This window comes from Simiduia agarivorans SA1 = DSM 21679 (assembly GCF_000305785.2).
In the GTDB taxonomy this organism is placed as follows: domain Bacteria; phylum Pseudomonadota; class Gammaproteobacteria; order Pseudomonadales; family Cellvibrionaceae; genus Simiduia; species Simiduia agarivorans.
The window spans coordinates 307,981-321,791 of sequence record NC_018868.3 but is presented as its reverse complement, the minus strand read 5'-3'; the positions used below and the strand labels follow the sequence as shown (position 1 = coordinate 321,791).

General features: G+C 56.1%; 13 protein-coding genes and 2 tRNA genes. 1 reads left to right on the top strand and 14 read right to left on the bottom strand.

Annotation, left to right across the window (positions count from 1 at the left end; all coding sequences use genetic code 11):
- Positions 1-185: 185 nt before the first annotated feature.
- The 14 genes from M5M_RS20045 to M5M_RS01440 form a co-directional block, all read right to left on the bottom strand.
- Positions 186-914 carry a hypothetical protein gene (locus M5M_RS20045; protein WP_016389156.1) on the bottom strand — a complete coding sequence of 243 codons (729 nt, stop codon included), beginning with the start codon at positions 912-914 and terminating at the stop codon, positions 186-188.
- 921 nt (positions 915-1,835) lie between these two features.
- A tRNA-Leu gene (locus tag M5M_RS01500) sits at positions 1,836-1,922 on the bottom strand.
- 57 nt (positions 1,923-1,979) lie between these two features.
- Positions 1,980-2,053 (bottom strand) — tRNA-Cys (locus M5M_RS01495).
- A gap of 132 nt (positions 2,054-2,185) precedes the next feature.
- Positions 2,186-2,746: a CDP-diacylglycerol--glycerol-3-phosphate 3-phosphatidyltransferase gene (pgsA, locus tag M5M_RS01490; protein WP_015045696.1), complete on the bottom strand. Its 561-nt coding sequence runs from the start codon at positions 2,744-2,746 to the stop codon at positions 2,186-2,188.
- Positions 2,747-2,780: 34 nt separating this feature from the next.
- Complete coding sequence (gene uvrC / locus M5M_RS01485) at positions 2,781-4,607, bottom strand: excinuclease ABC subunit UvrC (RefSeq protein WP_015045695.1); 1,827 nt, start codon at positions 4,605-4,607, stop codon at positions 2,781-2,783.
- A gap of 81 nt (positions 4,608-4,688) precedes the next feature.
- Positions 4,689-5,264: a response regulator gene (locus tag M5M_RS01480; protein WP_015045694.1), complete on the bottom strand. Its 576-nt coding sequence runs from the start codon at positions 5,262-5,264 to the stop codon at positions 4,689-4,691.
- 297 nt (positions 5,265-5,561) lie between these two features.
- Positions 5,562-6,167 (bottom strand): alpha-ketoglutarate-dependent dioxygenase AlkB family protein, encoded by a 606-nt coding sequence (locus tag M5M_RS01475; protein WP_015045693.1) that lies wholly within the window; start codon positions 6,165-6,167, stop codon positions 5,562-5,564.
- Positions 6,133-7,176, bottom strand: coding sequence for a UDP-N-acetylmuramate dehydrogenase (murB, locus tag M5M_RS01470; RefSeq protein ID WP_015045692.1), 1,044 nt, complete (start codon positions 7,174-7,176; stop codon positions 6,133-6,135). The genes M5M_RS01475 and murB overlap by 35 nt, the downstream gene beginning before the upstream one ends.
- A gap of 5 nt (positions 7,177-7,181) precedes the next feature.
- Complete coding sequence (locus tag M5M_RS01465) at positions 7,182-7,655, bottom strand: low molecular weight protein-tyrosine-phosphatase (protein ID WP_015045691.1); 474 nt, start codon at positions 7,653-7,655, stop codon at positions 7,182-7,184.
- On the bottom strand, positions 7,652-8,413 hold the full coding sequence (gene kdsB / locus M5M_RS01460) for a 3-deoxy-manno-octulosonate cytidylyltransferase (RefSeq protein WP_015045690.1): 762 nt from the start codon (positions 8,411-8,413) through the stop codon (positions 7,652-7,654). The genes M5M_RS01465 and kdsB overlap by 4 nt, the downstream gene beginning before the upstream one ends.
- A 43-nt stretch (positions 8,414-8,456) precedes the next feature.
- On the bottom strand, positions 8,457-9,467 hold the full coding sequence (gene lpxK, locus M5M_RS01455) for a tetraacyldisaccharide 4'-kinase (RefSeq protein WP_015045689.1): 1,011 nt from the start codon (positions 9,465-9,467) through the stop codon (positions 8,457-8,459).
- 3 nt (positions 9,468-9,470) lie between these two features.
- Positions 9,471-9,908: an ExbD/TolR family protein gene (locus tag M5M_RS01450; RefSeq protein WP_015045688.1), complete on the bottom strand. Its 438-nt coding sequence runs from the start codon at positions 9,906-9,908 to the stop codon at positions 9,471-9,473.
- Between the two features lies 1 nt (position 9,909).
- On the bottom strand, positions 9,910-10,536 hold the full coding sequence (locus M5M_RS01445) for a MotA/TolQ/ExbB proton channel family protein (protein WP_015045687.1): 627 nt from the start codon (positions 10,534-10,536) through the stop codon (positions 9,910-9,912).
- Positions 10,537-10,603: 67 nt separating this feature from the next.
- On the bottom strand, positions 10,604-12,922 hold the full coding sequence (locus M5M_RS01440) for a DNA internalization-related competence protein ComEC/Rec2 (protein WP_015045686.1): 2,319 nt from the start codon (positions 12,920-12,922) through the stop codon (positions 10,604-10,606).
- A gap of 78 nt (positions 12,923-13,000) precedes the next feature.
- On the opposite strand from M5M_RS01440, the gene M5M_RS01435 reads away from it, so the two are divergent.
- Positions 13,001-13,489: a flavodoxin family protein gene (locus tag M5M_RS01435; protein ID WP_244431051.1), complete on the top strand. Its 489-nt coding sequence runs from the start codon at positions 13,001-13,003 to the stop codon at positions 13,487-13,489.
- Positions 13,490-13,811: the final 322 nt, after the last annotated feature.

Below are 13,811 nucleotides of genomic sequence, written 5' to 3'. Positions count from 1 at the left end.
AGCCCGTCCCTGGGCTGAATCGCTAGTCGGTCGTCCTGCCCTTTGCAAAAAGCACAGGGTGGCGGGAGCTCCACGGGCGGAGCGGCGTCCGCGATAGGGATTCCACAAAAAGCTCAGAGACTTCGGAGGTCCGATAGTTGACTGTTAAGTAAACTGTCCCCGGATTCCCGGATTCCGAATTACTGCTAAATTAATTTTCTTCTTGAAATACCAAAACCCAACAGAGCAATACAGAAAATAACGAGACCAGATGGCTCAGAAACAGATACGCGCGAGCTATCGGCGAGCCAATTACCTATGTTTTTGGCAAAATCCAGATTGGGGGCCGAAAATCCATCTGCAAGCCAGTTACCATCCAAAATCAAAAGAACATTTTCATGCGCACCCCAAACCGAAATACTTCCGTCGAGAACCAAATCGATTCGATCACCAGACGTAACATGAGCATCACATGGAATGTTAATTTCTGAAACACCATTTGTCAGACCGTTACTGTTACCAACAACAGGCGTTAACCAACTATCACATCCAACTCCCCATGTTCCACCGAGCAAGTCCAACAAGCTGGTATTCCATCCTGACCAGTTAGAGTTTTCACCATGCAGAACTACTCGACGACCAGAATTTATATAGTCATTTAAGTTAGACAGCTCGCCCCCAGACAAATTGTCATTAAATGTGGATGTTGATAGCCACAGCGAGTCAGAAGAATCTAAAGCTGAAACATCCGTTAATAATCCTGTCGATACGGTGTTTCCCGCACCTATAACAGCATTATAAACATTTAAGTTTGTGGCAGATAAATCACCCAGAGAACCTGCACTTTGATCATTAAACAAAATGGTTCCTGCGGAGGCATTTACAGACAAAAAACCAAAAGCTAACACCACTGACCGTATAAAATTATTCAACATTTTTAAGATCCCTTTTCGAAATTAACATTGTCAATGCTTCAACCAGAGTTTTCAGCAAAATTAATGCCATAACAAAAAAATGTATAATTTTCAATAGGGTAGATAATTCCGCACATTTCATCTGTAAGTAAAATCGACATATAAAAGCAAATTTCACATATATATTCAGACTTATTCCCAGCTCCAAGCACAGCCTGCTTAATACCCTCCACTGGTAACGCCCAACCTATTACTATTACCACTCCCAAGTTATCGTAGAAAATACTCCACGGTCGCTAACCCGCCCACGAAGCGCACGTTCCCATGTGCTTTTTTGCCAAGAGCAGGATGCCCGACTAGTGATTCAGCCCGAGAATGGACTGATTAAGCGGAAAAAAGTACATGGGAAATTCCGGGGAAAACTTTTTTAATTCCCAAAATCAGAAACTCCTAACGTTTTAGTAGACCAAATTTTCCCCCGAACACCCAATCGCGTGAGCCATCTCGCCAGTGAAGCGCACGCTCCCATGTGCTTTTTGCAAAGGGCAGGACGCCCGACTAGCGATTCAGCCCAGGGACGGGCTGATTAAGCGGCAAAAAGTACATGGGAGTGGGAGCGTGGCACGTACTATGAGCTTGAATACTTACTCGCGGAATACAGTGATTCGCCTAACTAAATCAGAGAGAAAGGTGCCAGGATCCGTGGCCGGGTTAACGCTAATAGCCTAAGGGCTATTAGCGCCCTTCGGGGTGAACTCGCCACATCCCCGTAGCTCGGCCTTCGGCCAGCAAAGCTGCTCAAATCGTTTCCTACGATTTGTCGTCGCTCCGCTCCTTGTTGGCATTTGTATGCACAAATGCTGAACCTCACCGGTTCAAGTCCCCGGCGGACAACAGTGCATTGATTAGGGTTGGACTGCGGAATTATTTGCGAAGTATAAATGGTGCCCGAGGCCGGACTTGAACCGGCACGACCTAAAGGTCGGGAGATTTTAAGTCTCCTGTGTATACCAATTTCACCACTCGGGCAGGGTCTGGAACCGGGGTTCAGACAGATCCGGAGCTTGAAAGCTTCGGGAGGAAAAGTGGAGGCGCGACCCGGAGTCGAACCGGGCTCAACGGATTTGCAATCCGTGGCATAACCGCTTTGCTATCGCGCCAAAGGCCGGCATTTTAGCCGTATTTGGTCAAAAAACGCAATGATTTCTGACACTTAGAGAAAATTGCCGCCATGCTGGCTGCCCTCTCTCAGGGCGGCCTATTCTATGGGGACTGAAGTAGGAGTCAAGGGATTATTGGGATTTTTCCTGCATCATGAGAGGCCATGCCGCCTTCAGGTACAGGAACATACTCCAGAGTGTTAATCCTGCCGCCAAATAGAGCAAAAAGTAACCCGCCAATTGCGCAGTGGGGTGCGATTCAGGTTCGAATGCGAGCAAGGTAATCAATGCAGCCATCTGCGCCGCCGTTTTTACTTTGCCCAGAAACGACACCGCCACCGACGACCGCTTGCCCAGCTCCGCCATCCATTCCCGCAGCGCACTGATCACGATCTCCCGGCCGATGATCACCGCTGAGGCCAACGCCATCAGCGCGCTCTTGTGCGCACCTACCAACAACACCAACGCCACTGCCACCATCAGCTTATCCGCCACCGGGTCCAGAAATGCACCAAACTGCGTGGATTGCTGGTATTTGCGGGCAATGTAGCCATCCAGCCAATCGGTGAGGGCTGCAAAAAAGAAAATCAGAGCCGCCGCCGGATAGCTCCACTTATAGGGTAAATAAAACACCACCACAAACAGCGGAATAAGTGCAATGCGGGCAAGGGTTAACTGGTTGGCCAGTGTCATAACTACAACTTGTTACAAAATCAATCGGGGGACGTTACCTGCTGTTCAGCGCGCTGTAAATATCGTCGGCCAATTTTTTACTGATTCCCGGCACTTTGGCCAGATCCGCCGCCGAGGCCGCCTGCACCCCCTGCAAGCCACCAAAATGACGCAGCAGCTCGCGCCGGCGTTTAGGACCCACCCCTTCGATATCCTCAAGTCTCGACGTCCGCCTGGCCTTATCCCGGCGCTGCTTATGGCCGGTGATTGCAAACCGGTGTGCCTCATCGCGAATGGCCTGCAAGAGATGCAGCGCCGCATGGCGGCTATCGAGTGCGAACTCGCGACCCGCGTACAGCAGCGTCTCGAATCCCGCTTTGCGGGTGGTGCCCTTGGCGATGCCCAGCAAAGGCAGGTCCGAGAGGCCCAGCTCGGCCAGCACCTCCCGCGCCATACTCAGCTGGCCTTTACCGCCATCGACGATCAACAAATCCGGCAGCTGCGCGCCTTCTTCCAATACCCTCGAATACCGCCGGTTTAGCGCCTGTGACATGGCCGCATAATCATCTCCGCCAGTGATACCATCAATATTGAAACGCCGGTAATCGGACTTGAGCGCGCCCTCGCGATTAAACACCACGCAAGACGCGATGGTGCGCTCACCGCCCGTGTGACTGATATCAAAGCATTCCAATCGCTCAGGCACCGCCTCCAGGTTCAACAACTGCTGGAGCGATTCGAAACGATCCAGCATATTGGCCTTATTGGCCGCTTCAGACGCCAGATTCTGCTCCGCAGCCTGAGCAGCCAACTGCTGCCATTGGGCCCGGTGTGAGCGTACCTGATTCACCACCGCCACCTTTTTCTCTGCCTGCCGGCTGACCGCCTGGGCAAATAAATCCGTTTCGGTGAGCAGCTGAGGCACAAGGATTTCCTTAGGCCAGTCCCGTTCACCGCCCGCCAGATACCATTGAGCCAGAAACGCGAGCAACAATTCCGCTTCCGATTCATCCAGGCCGGCGTTGACAAAAAAGCTCCGGCTGCCCTGCACCCTGCCAGCACGCACAAACAAAAAGTGCACACACAATCGCCCGTCCCGCAGCGCGCAACCAATCACATCCACATCGCCCGCCTGATTATCCACGGCGGATTCAGATTGGACTTTTTTAAGATTTGCGATCTGGTCGCGCAACATCGCGGCCCGCTCAAACGCCAGATTGTTCGACGCCTGTTCCATCTGGTCGGCCAGCTCAACAATCAGTGCCGAACTGTGCCCCTTGAGAAAATCCACCGCATGCTTGAGATCCTCTGCATAGTCTTCTTTGCTGATTAAATCCACACAGGAGCCCGAGCAGCGACCGATCTGGTATTGCAAACAGGGGCGCGAGCGATTGGCGAAAACGGAATCTTCACAGCTGCGCAGGCGGAATGTTTTCTGCAGGAACTGGATCGATTCGTGCACCGCCGCCGCGCCGGGGAAAGGCCCAAAGTAGCTGCCACGTTTTCGCTTGCTGCCACGGTGAGCGACAATGCGAGGAAAGTCGTCGCGATCGGATAAGAATATATAGGGGTAGGATTTATCATCCCGCAGCAGAATGTTATAGGGCGGGCGCTGGGCCTTGATCAGGCTCTGCTCCAGCAACAAAGCCTCCACCTCGGTTTCCGTAAGCGTGACCTGCATCGAACGGATGCGAGCCACCAGCGCCTCGGTTTTCGGCGTGAGGCCGGTGGCCCTGAAATAACTCGCCACCCGGTTTTTCAGGTTCTTGGCTTTACCCACATACAGGATTTTGCCGTCCGCATCGAACATCTGATAAACGCCAGGATGGCCCGGCAGGCTTTTAACAAAGGCTTTGCTGTCAAATTCGACCGGTGCGGTCATAGCTTTCCTACAAAATTGCTGGAACCTGAAAACAACAACGCCCGGCGTTGCCGGGCGTTATTTTAAAAGCAAATGCAGGCGTTACACCACTGATTCCGGGTCCAGCACATGATGCTTTACCGCCAACAACGTCAGCTCCACATCACTGTTGATATTCAGCTTTTCGAAAATCCGGTAACGGTAGGTGTTAACGGTTTTCGGGCTCACATTGAAGGTATTGGCGATATCCGGCGCTTTCTGACCGTTGGCAATCATCAGCGCTGTTTGCAGCTCGCGCTCGGACAATAACTCAAAGGGCGACTGCTCACCCTTGCGGCCGCCGAAGTTCTTCATGGCCAGCTGGCGAGCAATATTATTGCTCATATAAATATCGCCGCGCGTCACCGTTCGCACCGCCTCAATCATTTCATTGAGGTCTGCACCCTTGGTGATATACCCGGCCGCACCCGCCTGCAACAAGCGCTGGGGGTAAAGGTCGTCGTCACAGGCTGTAACGGCGACAATTTTCACATCGGGATGCCAATGCAACAGCTTTTTGGTGGCCTCAAGACCGCCAATGCCGGGCATTTTCACATCCATCAGAATTACGTTGGGTGCCAGTTCCTTGGTCAGCTTAATGGCAGCTTCCCCGCTGTCTGCCTCGCCTACGACTTCCAATCCGACAACATGCGTACAATTCCGGTACGCACTAAATCATGGTCGTCGACTACCAGTACTTTGATCAAGATAGTGTCCCCAAAGACCGCGCTGGCTTTGCGCTTGTGTTCTTCTTCTGCCTACCCTTGCGTCATTGACTGCCCGGGGCTTATAAAACCCCTAAACAGCGGCCGCACGTGATTTCGCAATAGTGGTCACACTATGCAAGATTAGCGGCGCTCGCCGTCCCGCGACAGGATAATGTATCACTCCGGTTTTGAAATGACCAGCAAATGTGACTTGGTTCACATTTTGCAATCATTGTGGCGCAATATACCTGAAAGTAAGACTAACCCGCTCCCCCGAGCCTTGCCGTTTAGGCAGGCCATGCTGCCATTCGGCCTGAAAACCGGCTGGCATCACCAGCAAACTGCCATGGGCCATCGCCAGCCCTACACTTTTCCCGCCTCCTTTTGGGCGGAACCGGATTGGCCGCTCCACGCCCAGACTCACCGCGGCAATGACCGGGTCGGCGCCCAATTCAGGCTCGTCATCACTGTGCCAGCCCATGCTGTCATTACCATCGCGATAGTAGTTAGCCAGCATATTGTTAAAATCCAGTTGCACATGTTGCTGTAGCGCCTGGCGTACCCGCGCCAGTGGTTCAGTCCAGCCATTGCCCGCCAGCGACGCGCCGGAGTAGGCATAGCGCAGACCCGGATCGGCAAACCAGCAGTTCAACCGTGGGATAGGGTGCCATTTGCCATACAGCCGTATGCGGCTTTGCACCCATGGTAAGCCTTTGCAATAGGCCAGCAACCAGTCGGCGGCTTCAGGTTTGAGGTAATCCGCCTGGTACAGCAGTCTGTGGCCGCCGAGCAACAACGGTTCAGGGGTAAACGCCTGGTTCAATAACGAGCTCAACGTCAAACAGCTCCCTGACTTTGTGTTGGATCCGGACCGCTAACGCCAATACCCGCGCCCCGCTTTCGCGCCCGGGATTGACCAGCACCAGCGCCTGCGCGCGGTGCACTCCCACCCCTTGCTCGGCAAAGCCCTTGAAACCCGCCTGCTCGATCAACCAGCCCGCCGCCAGCTTAACCCGGCCATCCGGTTGCGGGTAACTCACCAAGGCGGGATAACGCGCGCGCAGGCGGTCGGCCTGAGCATGACTGACCAGGGGGTTGTGGAAAAAACTGCCACTATTGGGCAACGCCGCGGGATCGGGCAACTTCTGACCTCGCAAGGCCGCTACCTGGGCCGCGACCTTGGCGGGCGTCAAGGCGGATTCACCCGCGAGGTCTTCCAACCCCTGATAACTCAGTACCGGCCGCGGCTCCGCGCTCAGGTTCAGGCGCACCTCCAGCACGATATAGCGCCCTTTGCCGTCACCTTTGAACACGCTCTGGCGATAGCCAAAGCCGCATTGCTCCCGGCTGAACGCCACCACCTCACCACGCTGTACATCCAGCGCGGTGAGCGAGTCGAATACCTGATCCAGCTCTACGCCATAGGCGCCGATATTCTGGATTGGTGCGGCCCCCAGAGAACCCGGTATGCGGGTCAGATTTTCCAGCCCCCACAAGTTACGGGCAACGGCAAAATCCACCACCTGTTGCCAGGGCACACCGGCACCCCCCACCAGCTGATACTGCCCCTCTGCCCCGGGCGCCAGCGCAAGCTGACTGAAGCCCGGCTGAATCACCAGGCCCGGGTAGTCGTCCACAAATAACAGGTTGCTGCCGCCCCCCAGCACCATATAGGGCAGCGATTCGGCGTTTGCCCAGGCCAGGGCTGCCTGCAGGTCAGCCAGCGATTCCACCCGGCAGAAAGCCCGGGCAGTGGCGGGCGTGGCCATGCTGATCAAAGGCCCCAGAGGTTTGTTGTGCTCAAGGCACGCAGGCCAGTTTTTTTCCGGATTTCGCTCAATCATTTCGCTCAACCATGGCGACGCTGGAATCCGGCAATGAACGCATCGGAGGCCTGTTCGCATAAATCCAATACCCGCTCAAAACCCTCGCCACCACCGTAATAGGGGTCCGGTACTTCCAGGCAATCGGCGCCGGGGATCAGCGCGAGAAACAGAGATAACTTACCCTCGGCATGCGCCGGACAGATCGCGCGCAGGTCGGCAAGGTTATTCGCATCCATGGCGTAAATATGGTCGTAATGATCGAAGTCGGCAGCAATGACCTGGCGCGCCCGCAGGGGGCTCAGGTCATAACCCCGCCTGGCGGCAGCAGCCTGGCTACGGCTGTCGGGAGACTTGCCCTGGTGCCAACCGGCGGTGCCGGCGGAATCCAATTCAACCCGATGCTCCAAGCCCGCTTGTGCCAGGCGCGCGCGCAACACCCCTTCGGCCGTGGGCGACCGGCAGATATTGCCCAAACATACCAGCAACACCCGGGTCATGAGGCAGCCAACCGGGCGCGCACCCGCTCCAGATCCGCCGGGGTATCGACGCCACCGGGCACCGGCAACAGACTCGGGGCAATGTGAATACGCTCGCCCTGCTCCAACACCCGCAACTGCTCCAGGGATTCGGTTTTCTCCAGCGCTGACTGGGGCCAGGTCACAAAATCGTTCAGCAAACCAACGCGATAGGCGTAGAGCCCGATGTGACGATAGAATTCCACACCCGCCGGCATGTCATCGGGCGCGCTGGCAAAGGCATCCCGGGCCCAGGGCATAGGGGCGCGGCTGAAATAAAGCGCCATACCGTTGCGATCGAATACCGCCTTGACCACATTGGGGTTTTTCACATCGGCCAAGTGTTCAATGGGCTCACACAAAGTCGCCATGCGCGCTGCCGGGTTGCTTGCCAGATTGCCCGCCACCTGATTGATCACCTCGGGCGGAATCAACGGTTCGTCGCCCTGCACGTTCACCACCAGGGCGTCGTCCGCCAAGCCCAGCTGCTCTGCCACTTCCTGCAGGCGGTCGGTACCGGACACATGACTAGCTTTGGTCATGCACACTTCGGCGCCAAACGCGCGCACGGTATCGGCGATACGGGCATCATCGGTTGCCACTACCACGCGCGCGGCCTGGCTCAAGCGCGCCTGCTCTACCACCCGCTGGATCATGGGCTTACCGCCAATATCGGCCAAAGGTTTGCCAGGCAAACGTGAAGAACTGTAACGGGCGGGAATAATGACGGTAAATTGCATGGACTATCCGAACTCAATAATCTGTTGTTGATAATGTAAACGGTCAGCGCGCGTTGCGCAGCCGGTCGCTCACCGCATCCAGCCAGGCACTGTCTACCTGCGCCTCGATGGCCAGATACCACCAATGGGCTTTGGCAAAAGCGCGGCATTTTACCGCATCTTTCTCTGTCATCACGACCGGCAACGCCGGATTCAGTCCGGAAAAATCAGCCGGCGCAAATGCGTGGTGATCGGCAAAAACCTCAGCGTGAAACCGGCAATCGAGTGCACCCAAGCTGTCAAAAAAACGGCCGGGGTTACCGATGCCACAAATGGCCTGCCATTGGCCTTCGGCCAGCGCCGACAAAGACCGGGTTTCACCTGTGGCAAGGTTCACCAGCGCTGTCGGTACAACCTGCATTGACTGCAAGGGAGCTCTGTCTTTCACGCCGGTAAGATCCTGCGCTGGCGTGCCATTGAGCACCACCCAGTCTACCTGCGAAAGCCTGCGCGCAGATTCCCGCAGCGGCCCGAAGGGCAGGCGCCAGCCGTTACCAATACCGCGACCGGCATCCAACACACAGATCTCAGCATCGCGCCACAAGCGGTAATGCTGCAGACCATCATCAGAGAGAATGACATCACAGCGTGTCTCTTCGCACAATTGCACTGCCGCACGTCGGCGATCGGGATCGATCACCAGAGGCACACCGGTGGCCCGGGCCAGCATCAGCGGCTCATCGCCTGCTTCAAACACGGGAGAATCAAGGGTAACACGGTAGGGAAACGCATCCGGTCTGGCGCCATAACCCCGGCTGACAATGCCAGGGTTCCAGCCACGGGCCTGCAGCCCTTTGACCAGACTGACCATGAGTGGGGTTTTACCGGTACCGCCCACGGTGATATTACCCACCACCAACACAGGCTTTGCCAGCGGTTTACTGTGGGCCTGCGTGCGCCACTTGCTGACGCGCGCCAAGGCGATGAATAACAAGGTCAGCGGCGCCAGCAACGGCCACAGCAGCCACCAACGTTTGTCTTTGCCGTACCAACCGGCTTCGGCAAATGCCCGCACCGATTACTCTGCCTGACCTTCCGGCCGGCGCGTGGTAAGGCTTAAATTCACGAAGCCCGACTGACCGGCGGCATCCATGGCGGTGATCACAGCCTGATGCGGCGCGTTGGCATCGGCGGTGATAATCAAGGGTGTGTTGGCCGCATCCACGGGGTTAGCCTGCAATGCGCGCAATAAGGTGGCGATCTTTTTATCTACCAGCGATTCACCATTGAGCGCATAGCTGCCATCGGGATGGATCAGGATTTCATAGGTGGTCTCCGGTGCAGGCCCGGCTTCACCTTTGGCCTCGGGCAAGTCCACCGACAAGTGGGTTTCTTTGGTGAAAGTGGTAGACACCATGAAAAAAATCAGCAGCAGGAACACCACGTCGATCAGCGGCGTGAGATTAACCGACTCCTCTTCGCGCTTACTGCGCCGGAACTGAACGGCACCACTCACCTTAGTTGCCCTTCCCTTCCACGCGACGGTCGCTATGCAAAGCATCCACCAGCTTGATGGACTCCTGCTCCATGATCACCACAATGGAATCTACTTTGCGGGTGAAGTAGCGGTGCGCCACCATGGCCGGAATCGCCACACACAAGCCCGCGGCCGTGGTCACCAATGCCTCACTGATACCACCGGCCAGCGCGCCCGCATTGCCGGTGCCCTGCAAGGTAATGGTGGTGAACACCTTGATCATACCGATCACTGTACCGAGCAGGCCCAGCAACGGTGCCACCGCGGCAATGGTGCCCAGGGCGCCCAGGTATTGCTCCAGCGAATGGATCACTTCGCTGGCCGCCTCCTGGATGGAATCCTTCATCACGTCGCGGCCGTGACGGGAATTACTGAGACCGGCCGCCAGTATTTTGCCCAACTCTGAGCCCTGCTTCAGCTCTTTCAGGCGCTGCGCGTCCAGCTGGTTATTCTTTATCCAGCCCCACACCTGCGCCAGCAAATGGCGCGGCGCAATTTTGGCCGGGTTCAACGTCCAGAAGCGTTCCAGCGCAATTCCCACGACCGCCATTGAGCAAAGAATGATCGGCACCATTAACCAACCGCCAGCCTGGATTATTTCTAACACACACTACTCCTGAGAAACCGGTAATTTGCGCGCCCACTCTACCATAAGGTTTCACACCAGAGCATACCTATTGCCAAAACCTGGGCGAGGCTTCACGCAACCGGATGACGTCCACCCCACCGGCCCCGTCAGGCTGGTAGATAATGGCGCCCGCATCTGCTGTGTTGACTGGCTGCAAACCCAACGCCTGCGCACGCTGCACAACAGCGGGATGCGGATGACCGTAACTGTTCTGGTAGCCCGCGCTGATGATAAATTGGGCACCGGCAAAACGACTCAACAGACCAAAGCTCGAGGACGTCTGGCTGCCGTGATGCCCTGCCATTACATAGGCAGGCCTGTAGGGCGACAGGCGCCGGCTGAGCATCAATTCGCGCGCCACTGAAATATCGCCGGTCAGCAGTAAGTACGCCCAGGACAAACGCACCTCGATCACGCAGGAACTGTCATTGCCTTCCTGGGTGCGGCCGGCGGCAATGAAACGCAGTTGGCCACGCTGCCCGAAAGGCAAAGTGCGCGGCTGCTCGCAACCTGTTGCACTCAATCCGTCTATTGGCTCCCCGGCGATCCAATGCATTACCGACGGACCCAATGCACGCAAATCAGCCACGCCGCCCGCGTGATCCAGGTCCGCATGACTGACCACGGTGTAATCCAACCCGGTTACGGCGCTGCGATAAAAAAACGGCAACATAATACGGGCCATGGCCGAGGTGCGGCGACCGAAGGGCGGACCGGTGTCATACAGCAGGCGTTGACCACCCGACTCCACCAGCACACTCAGCCCCTGCCCGACATCGAACACCAGAATGCGCTCACGCCCATCGGCCAAGCGGATCTCTTGCTGCCAACTCCAGCTGAGGAAAACAACAGAAACACCAACACCCAGCCATTTTATCCGCGCAGGTAGCGGGGCTACCCACCCCAACAAACACACCGCCCCCAAAAACAATGTCCAGGGCGATAGCGGCAACGCGTGCCATTGCGGCAACCCAAACCAGGTCATCCCCTTACTGAGAAGCGCCAGAAAATCCAAAAAAAACTGCACACTGCTGGCTGCTATCCAGAGCGTAAAAATGTGAGCATCAGAACCCAACAAGTGCAACACAACACTGATCAAAGTGGCCGGCACAGTAATCAATGAAACCCAGGGTACGGCGACAATGTTAGCCAGCCAGCTGACTAAACTGAAACCCGAAAAAAACCACAATGACAGTGGCAACATGGCGAACACTAACCACACTTGCAATCGCAATAGCGCAACCCATTTTTGCCACGCACCGCGCCCTGCAGGAGCCGCAGACAACAAACAGAACACGGCAAAAAACGAGAGATAAAAACCCGGCGCACTGGCCTCGAGCGGGTTGACCAGCAGCAAGACCCACATGGCAACCAGACAAACATCCAATGCCCGCCACTGTCGCGAACACAGCTGCACGATAAAATACAGGCACAACATCATTAACGCGCGCTGCGTCGATACGCCTGCACCACCAAACCAGCAATAGGCTGCGGCGGCCAACACTGCACAGCAACGCGCGGCATGAATCTGGTTGAATTCACTGCGCCAAATCCGCGGCAAACAAAGAACCCAGCCAGCAAAAAAAAGCCGACCAAACCAAAAGCCCAGCATGGCTGCCAGCCCGATATGAAGACCGCTGATGGCGAGCAAATGGGCAGTGCCCGAATGAATCAACGCTTCGCTCAATGCATCGCTGAGCCAAAGCCTGTCGCCGGTGCTGAGCGCAATGAGAATGGCCGCCTGATCCAGCGGCAGCTGATCGAGTAACATCGCCTGCCAACGCGCGCGCAAGGATGGCCGGTTTTCGCCATCAAGCTTTTGGGCGGTGGCGACTTTGCCGTTCGCGTAGATGCCTTCGCGCAAAAGCCACAACTGATAATCATCGGCATACCAGTTGCGTTGCCCGCGCGGGCGTTTGAGTGTCACATTCGCACGCCAGACTTCACCTACCTGAAGGTCGGGCAGCGATGCATGCCACCAGCCCATTCGCACACGACGCCCGGCAAATGCCAAAGACCCGCACACCGAATGATGTGCACTGCTGATTGGTATCGCATCAAAACGGATACCCTGCACATGGGGCAGATTTTCGCGCGATAGCAGTCGCTCAACCTGAAAGGTCATCTGCAGCTCCACCTCATCACACGGATGCGGTAACTGCGCGGATTGCAATCGGATGCCCTGCAACCAGAGCACTGCCAGGGTTACCGCCAATACGCCGGCGGCTGGGCGCAAGGCCGGCCAACGCACGGCGGCAAAACCGGGCACCAGTAACAACCCCAGCCACTGCACGGTGGTGGGCAACTGTGACCAGGAAATAAACGAGAGTGCCAAGCCATTGGCAGCGAGAAAAACCCAGCGCATAACGATCCCTGTTGTGCTGTGTGAGTCACCGGCACGCGCCGGTTCAACTGCCAGAGCGCTTGCGATATGCTGAAATGATTGGACTCAGACAAAGCGCGCATGGCGATTGAACAGAAAAATATCCTAATCGTGTACCACACGCAAACCGGCAATACCGGACAGCTGGCCAGAGCAGCAGAACGAGGGGTGCAGGCGGAACCGGGCTGTGCGGTGCAATGCCTCATGGCCGCCGATGCCAGCCTTGATCACCTGCTGTGGTGCCATGGCGTACTACTGGGCACGCCGGAAAACTTCGGTTACATGAGCGGAATGCTGAAAGATTTTTTCGACCGCACCTATTACCCGGCGGAGCCCTACCAACTCAACAAACCCTATGCGCTGTTTATTTCGGCCGGTAACGACGGCTCCGGTGCTGCCCGCGAAGTCGCCCGCATTGCCAAAGGCTACCCGTTGGTGCCGGTGGCCGAGCCCTTGATCTGCCGTGGCGAAATTACTCCGCAGCACCTGGCAGAGGCCGAGGCACTGGGCCAAGCCATGGCTGCAGGTCTGGCCTTGGGTATTTTCTGATCATCCCCCATCAGACTTGATGGTACCGCTTATTGGCTATGCAACAGATTGGTAACGTGACCAGCAAGTCACGTAACACTCGCCAAAACTTGTCCCCAGAAGCTGTGGATAAGTCTGGGGATGTTTTTGGGACACATGCACCCAAGCCGCGCCAGCTCTGGCACCCCTACACATTGCCGATCTTTTGACCTGTCAATTTTTCTTTATTTATCATGGAGTTATCATATCCCCCACAAAGATTGCGGCTATTCCAAGCACAATATGGCGAAGATATGATCAACTGGACTGCATGTGCATAAAGGTAACAGATCACGCCGTGTAC

What these genes read in the sequence shown, in the direction of transcription:
- M5M_RS20045 (WP_016389156.1), bottom strand. Translation starts at nt 914, where the DNA reads ATGTTGAATAATTTTATACGGTCAGTGGTGTTAGCTTTTGGTTTTTTG.
- pgsA (WP_015045696.1), bottom strand. Translation starts at nt 2,746, where the DNA reads ATGACACTGGCCAACCAGTTAACCCTTGCCCGCATTGCACTTATTCCG.
- uvrC (WP_015045695.1), bottom strand. Translation starts at nt 4,607, where the DNA reads ATGACCGCACCGGTCGAATTTGACAGCAAAGCCTTTGTTAAAAGCCTG.
- murB (WP_015045692.1), bottom strand. Translation starts at nt 7,176, where the DNA reads ATGATTGAGCGAAATCCGGAAAAAAACTGGCCTGCGTGCCTTGAGCAC.
- M5M_RS01465 (WP_015045691.1), bottom strand. Translation starts at nt 7,655, where the DNA reads ATGACCCGGGTGTTGCTGGTATGTTTGGGCAATATCTGCCGGTCGCCC.
- kdsB (WP_015045690.1), bottom strand. Translation starts at nt 8,413, where the DNA reads ATGCAATTTACCGTCATTATTCCCGCCCGTTACAGTTCTTCACGTTTG.
- M5M_RS01440 (WP_015045686.1), bottom strand. Translation starts at nt 12,922, where the DNA reads ATGCGCTGGGTTTTTCTCGCTGCCAATGGCTTGGCACTCTCGTTTATT.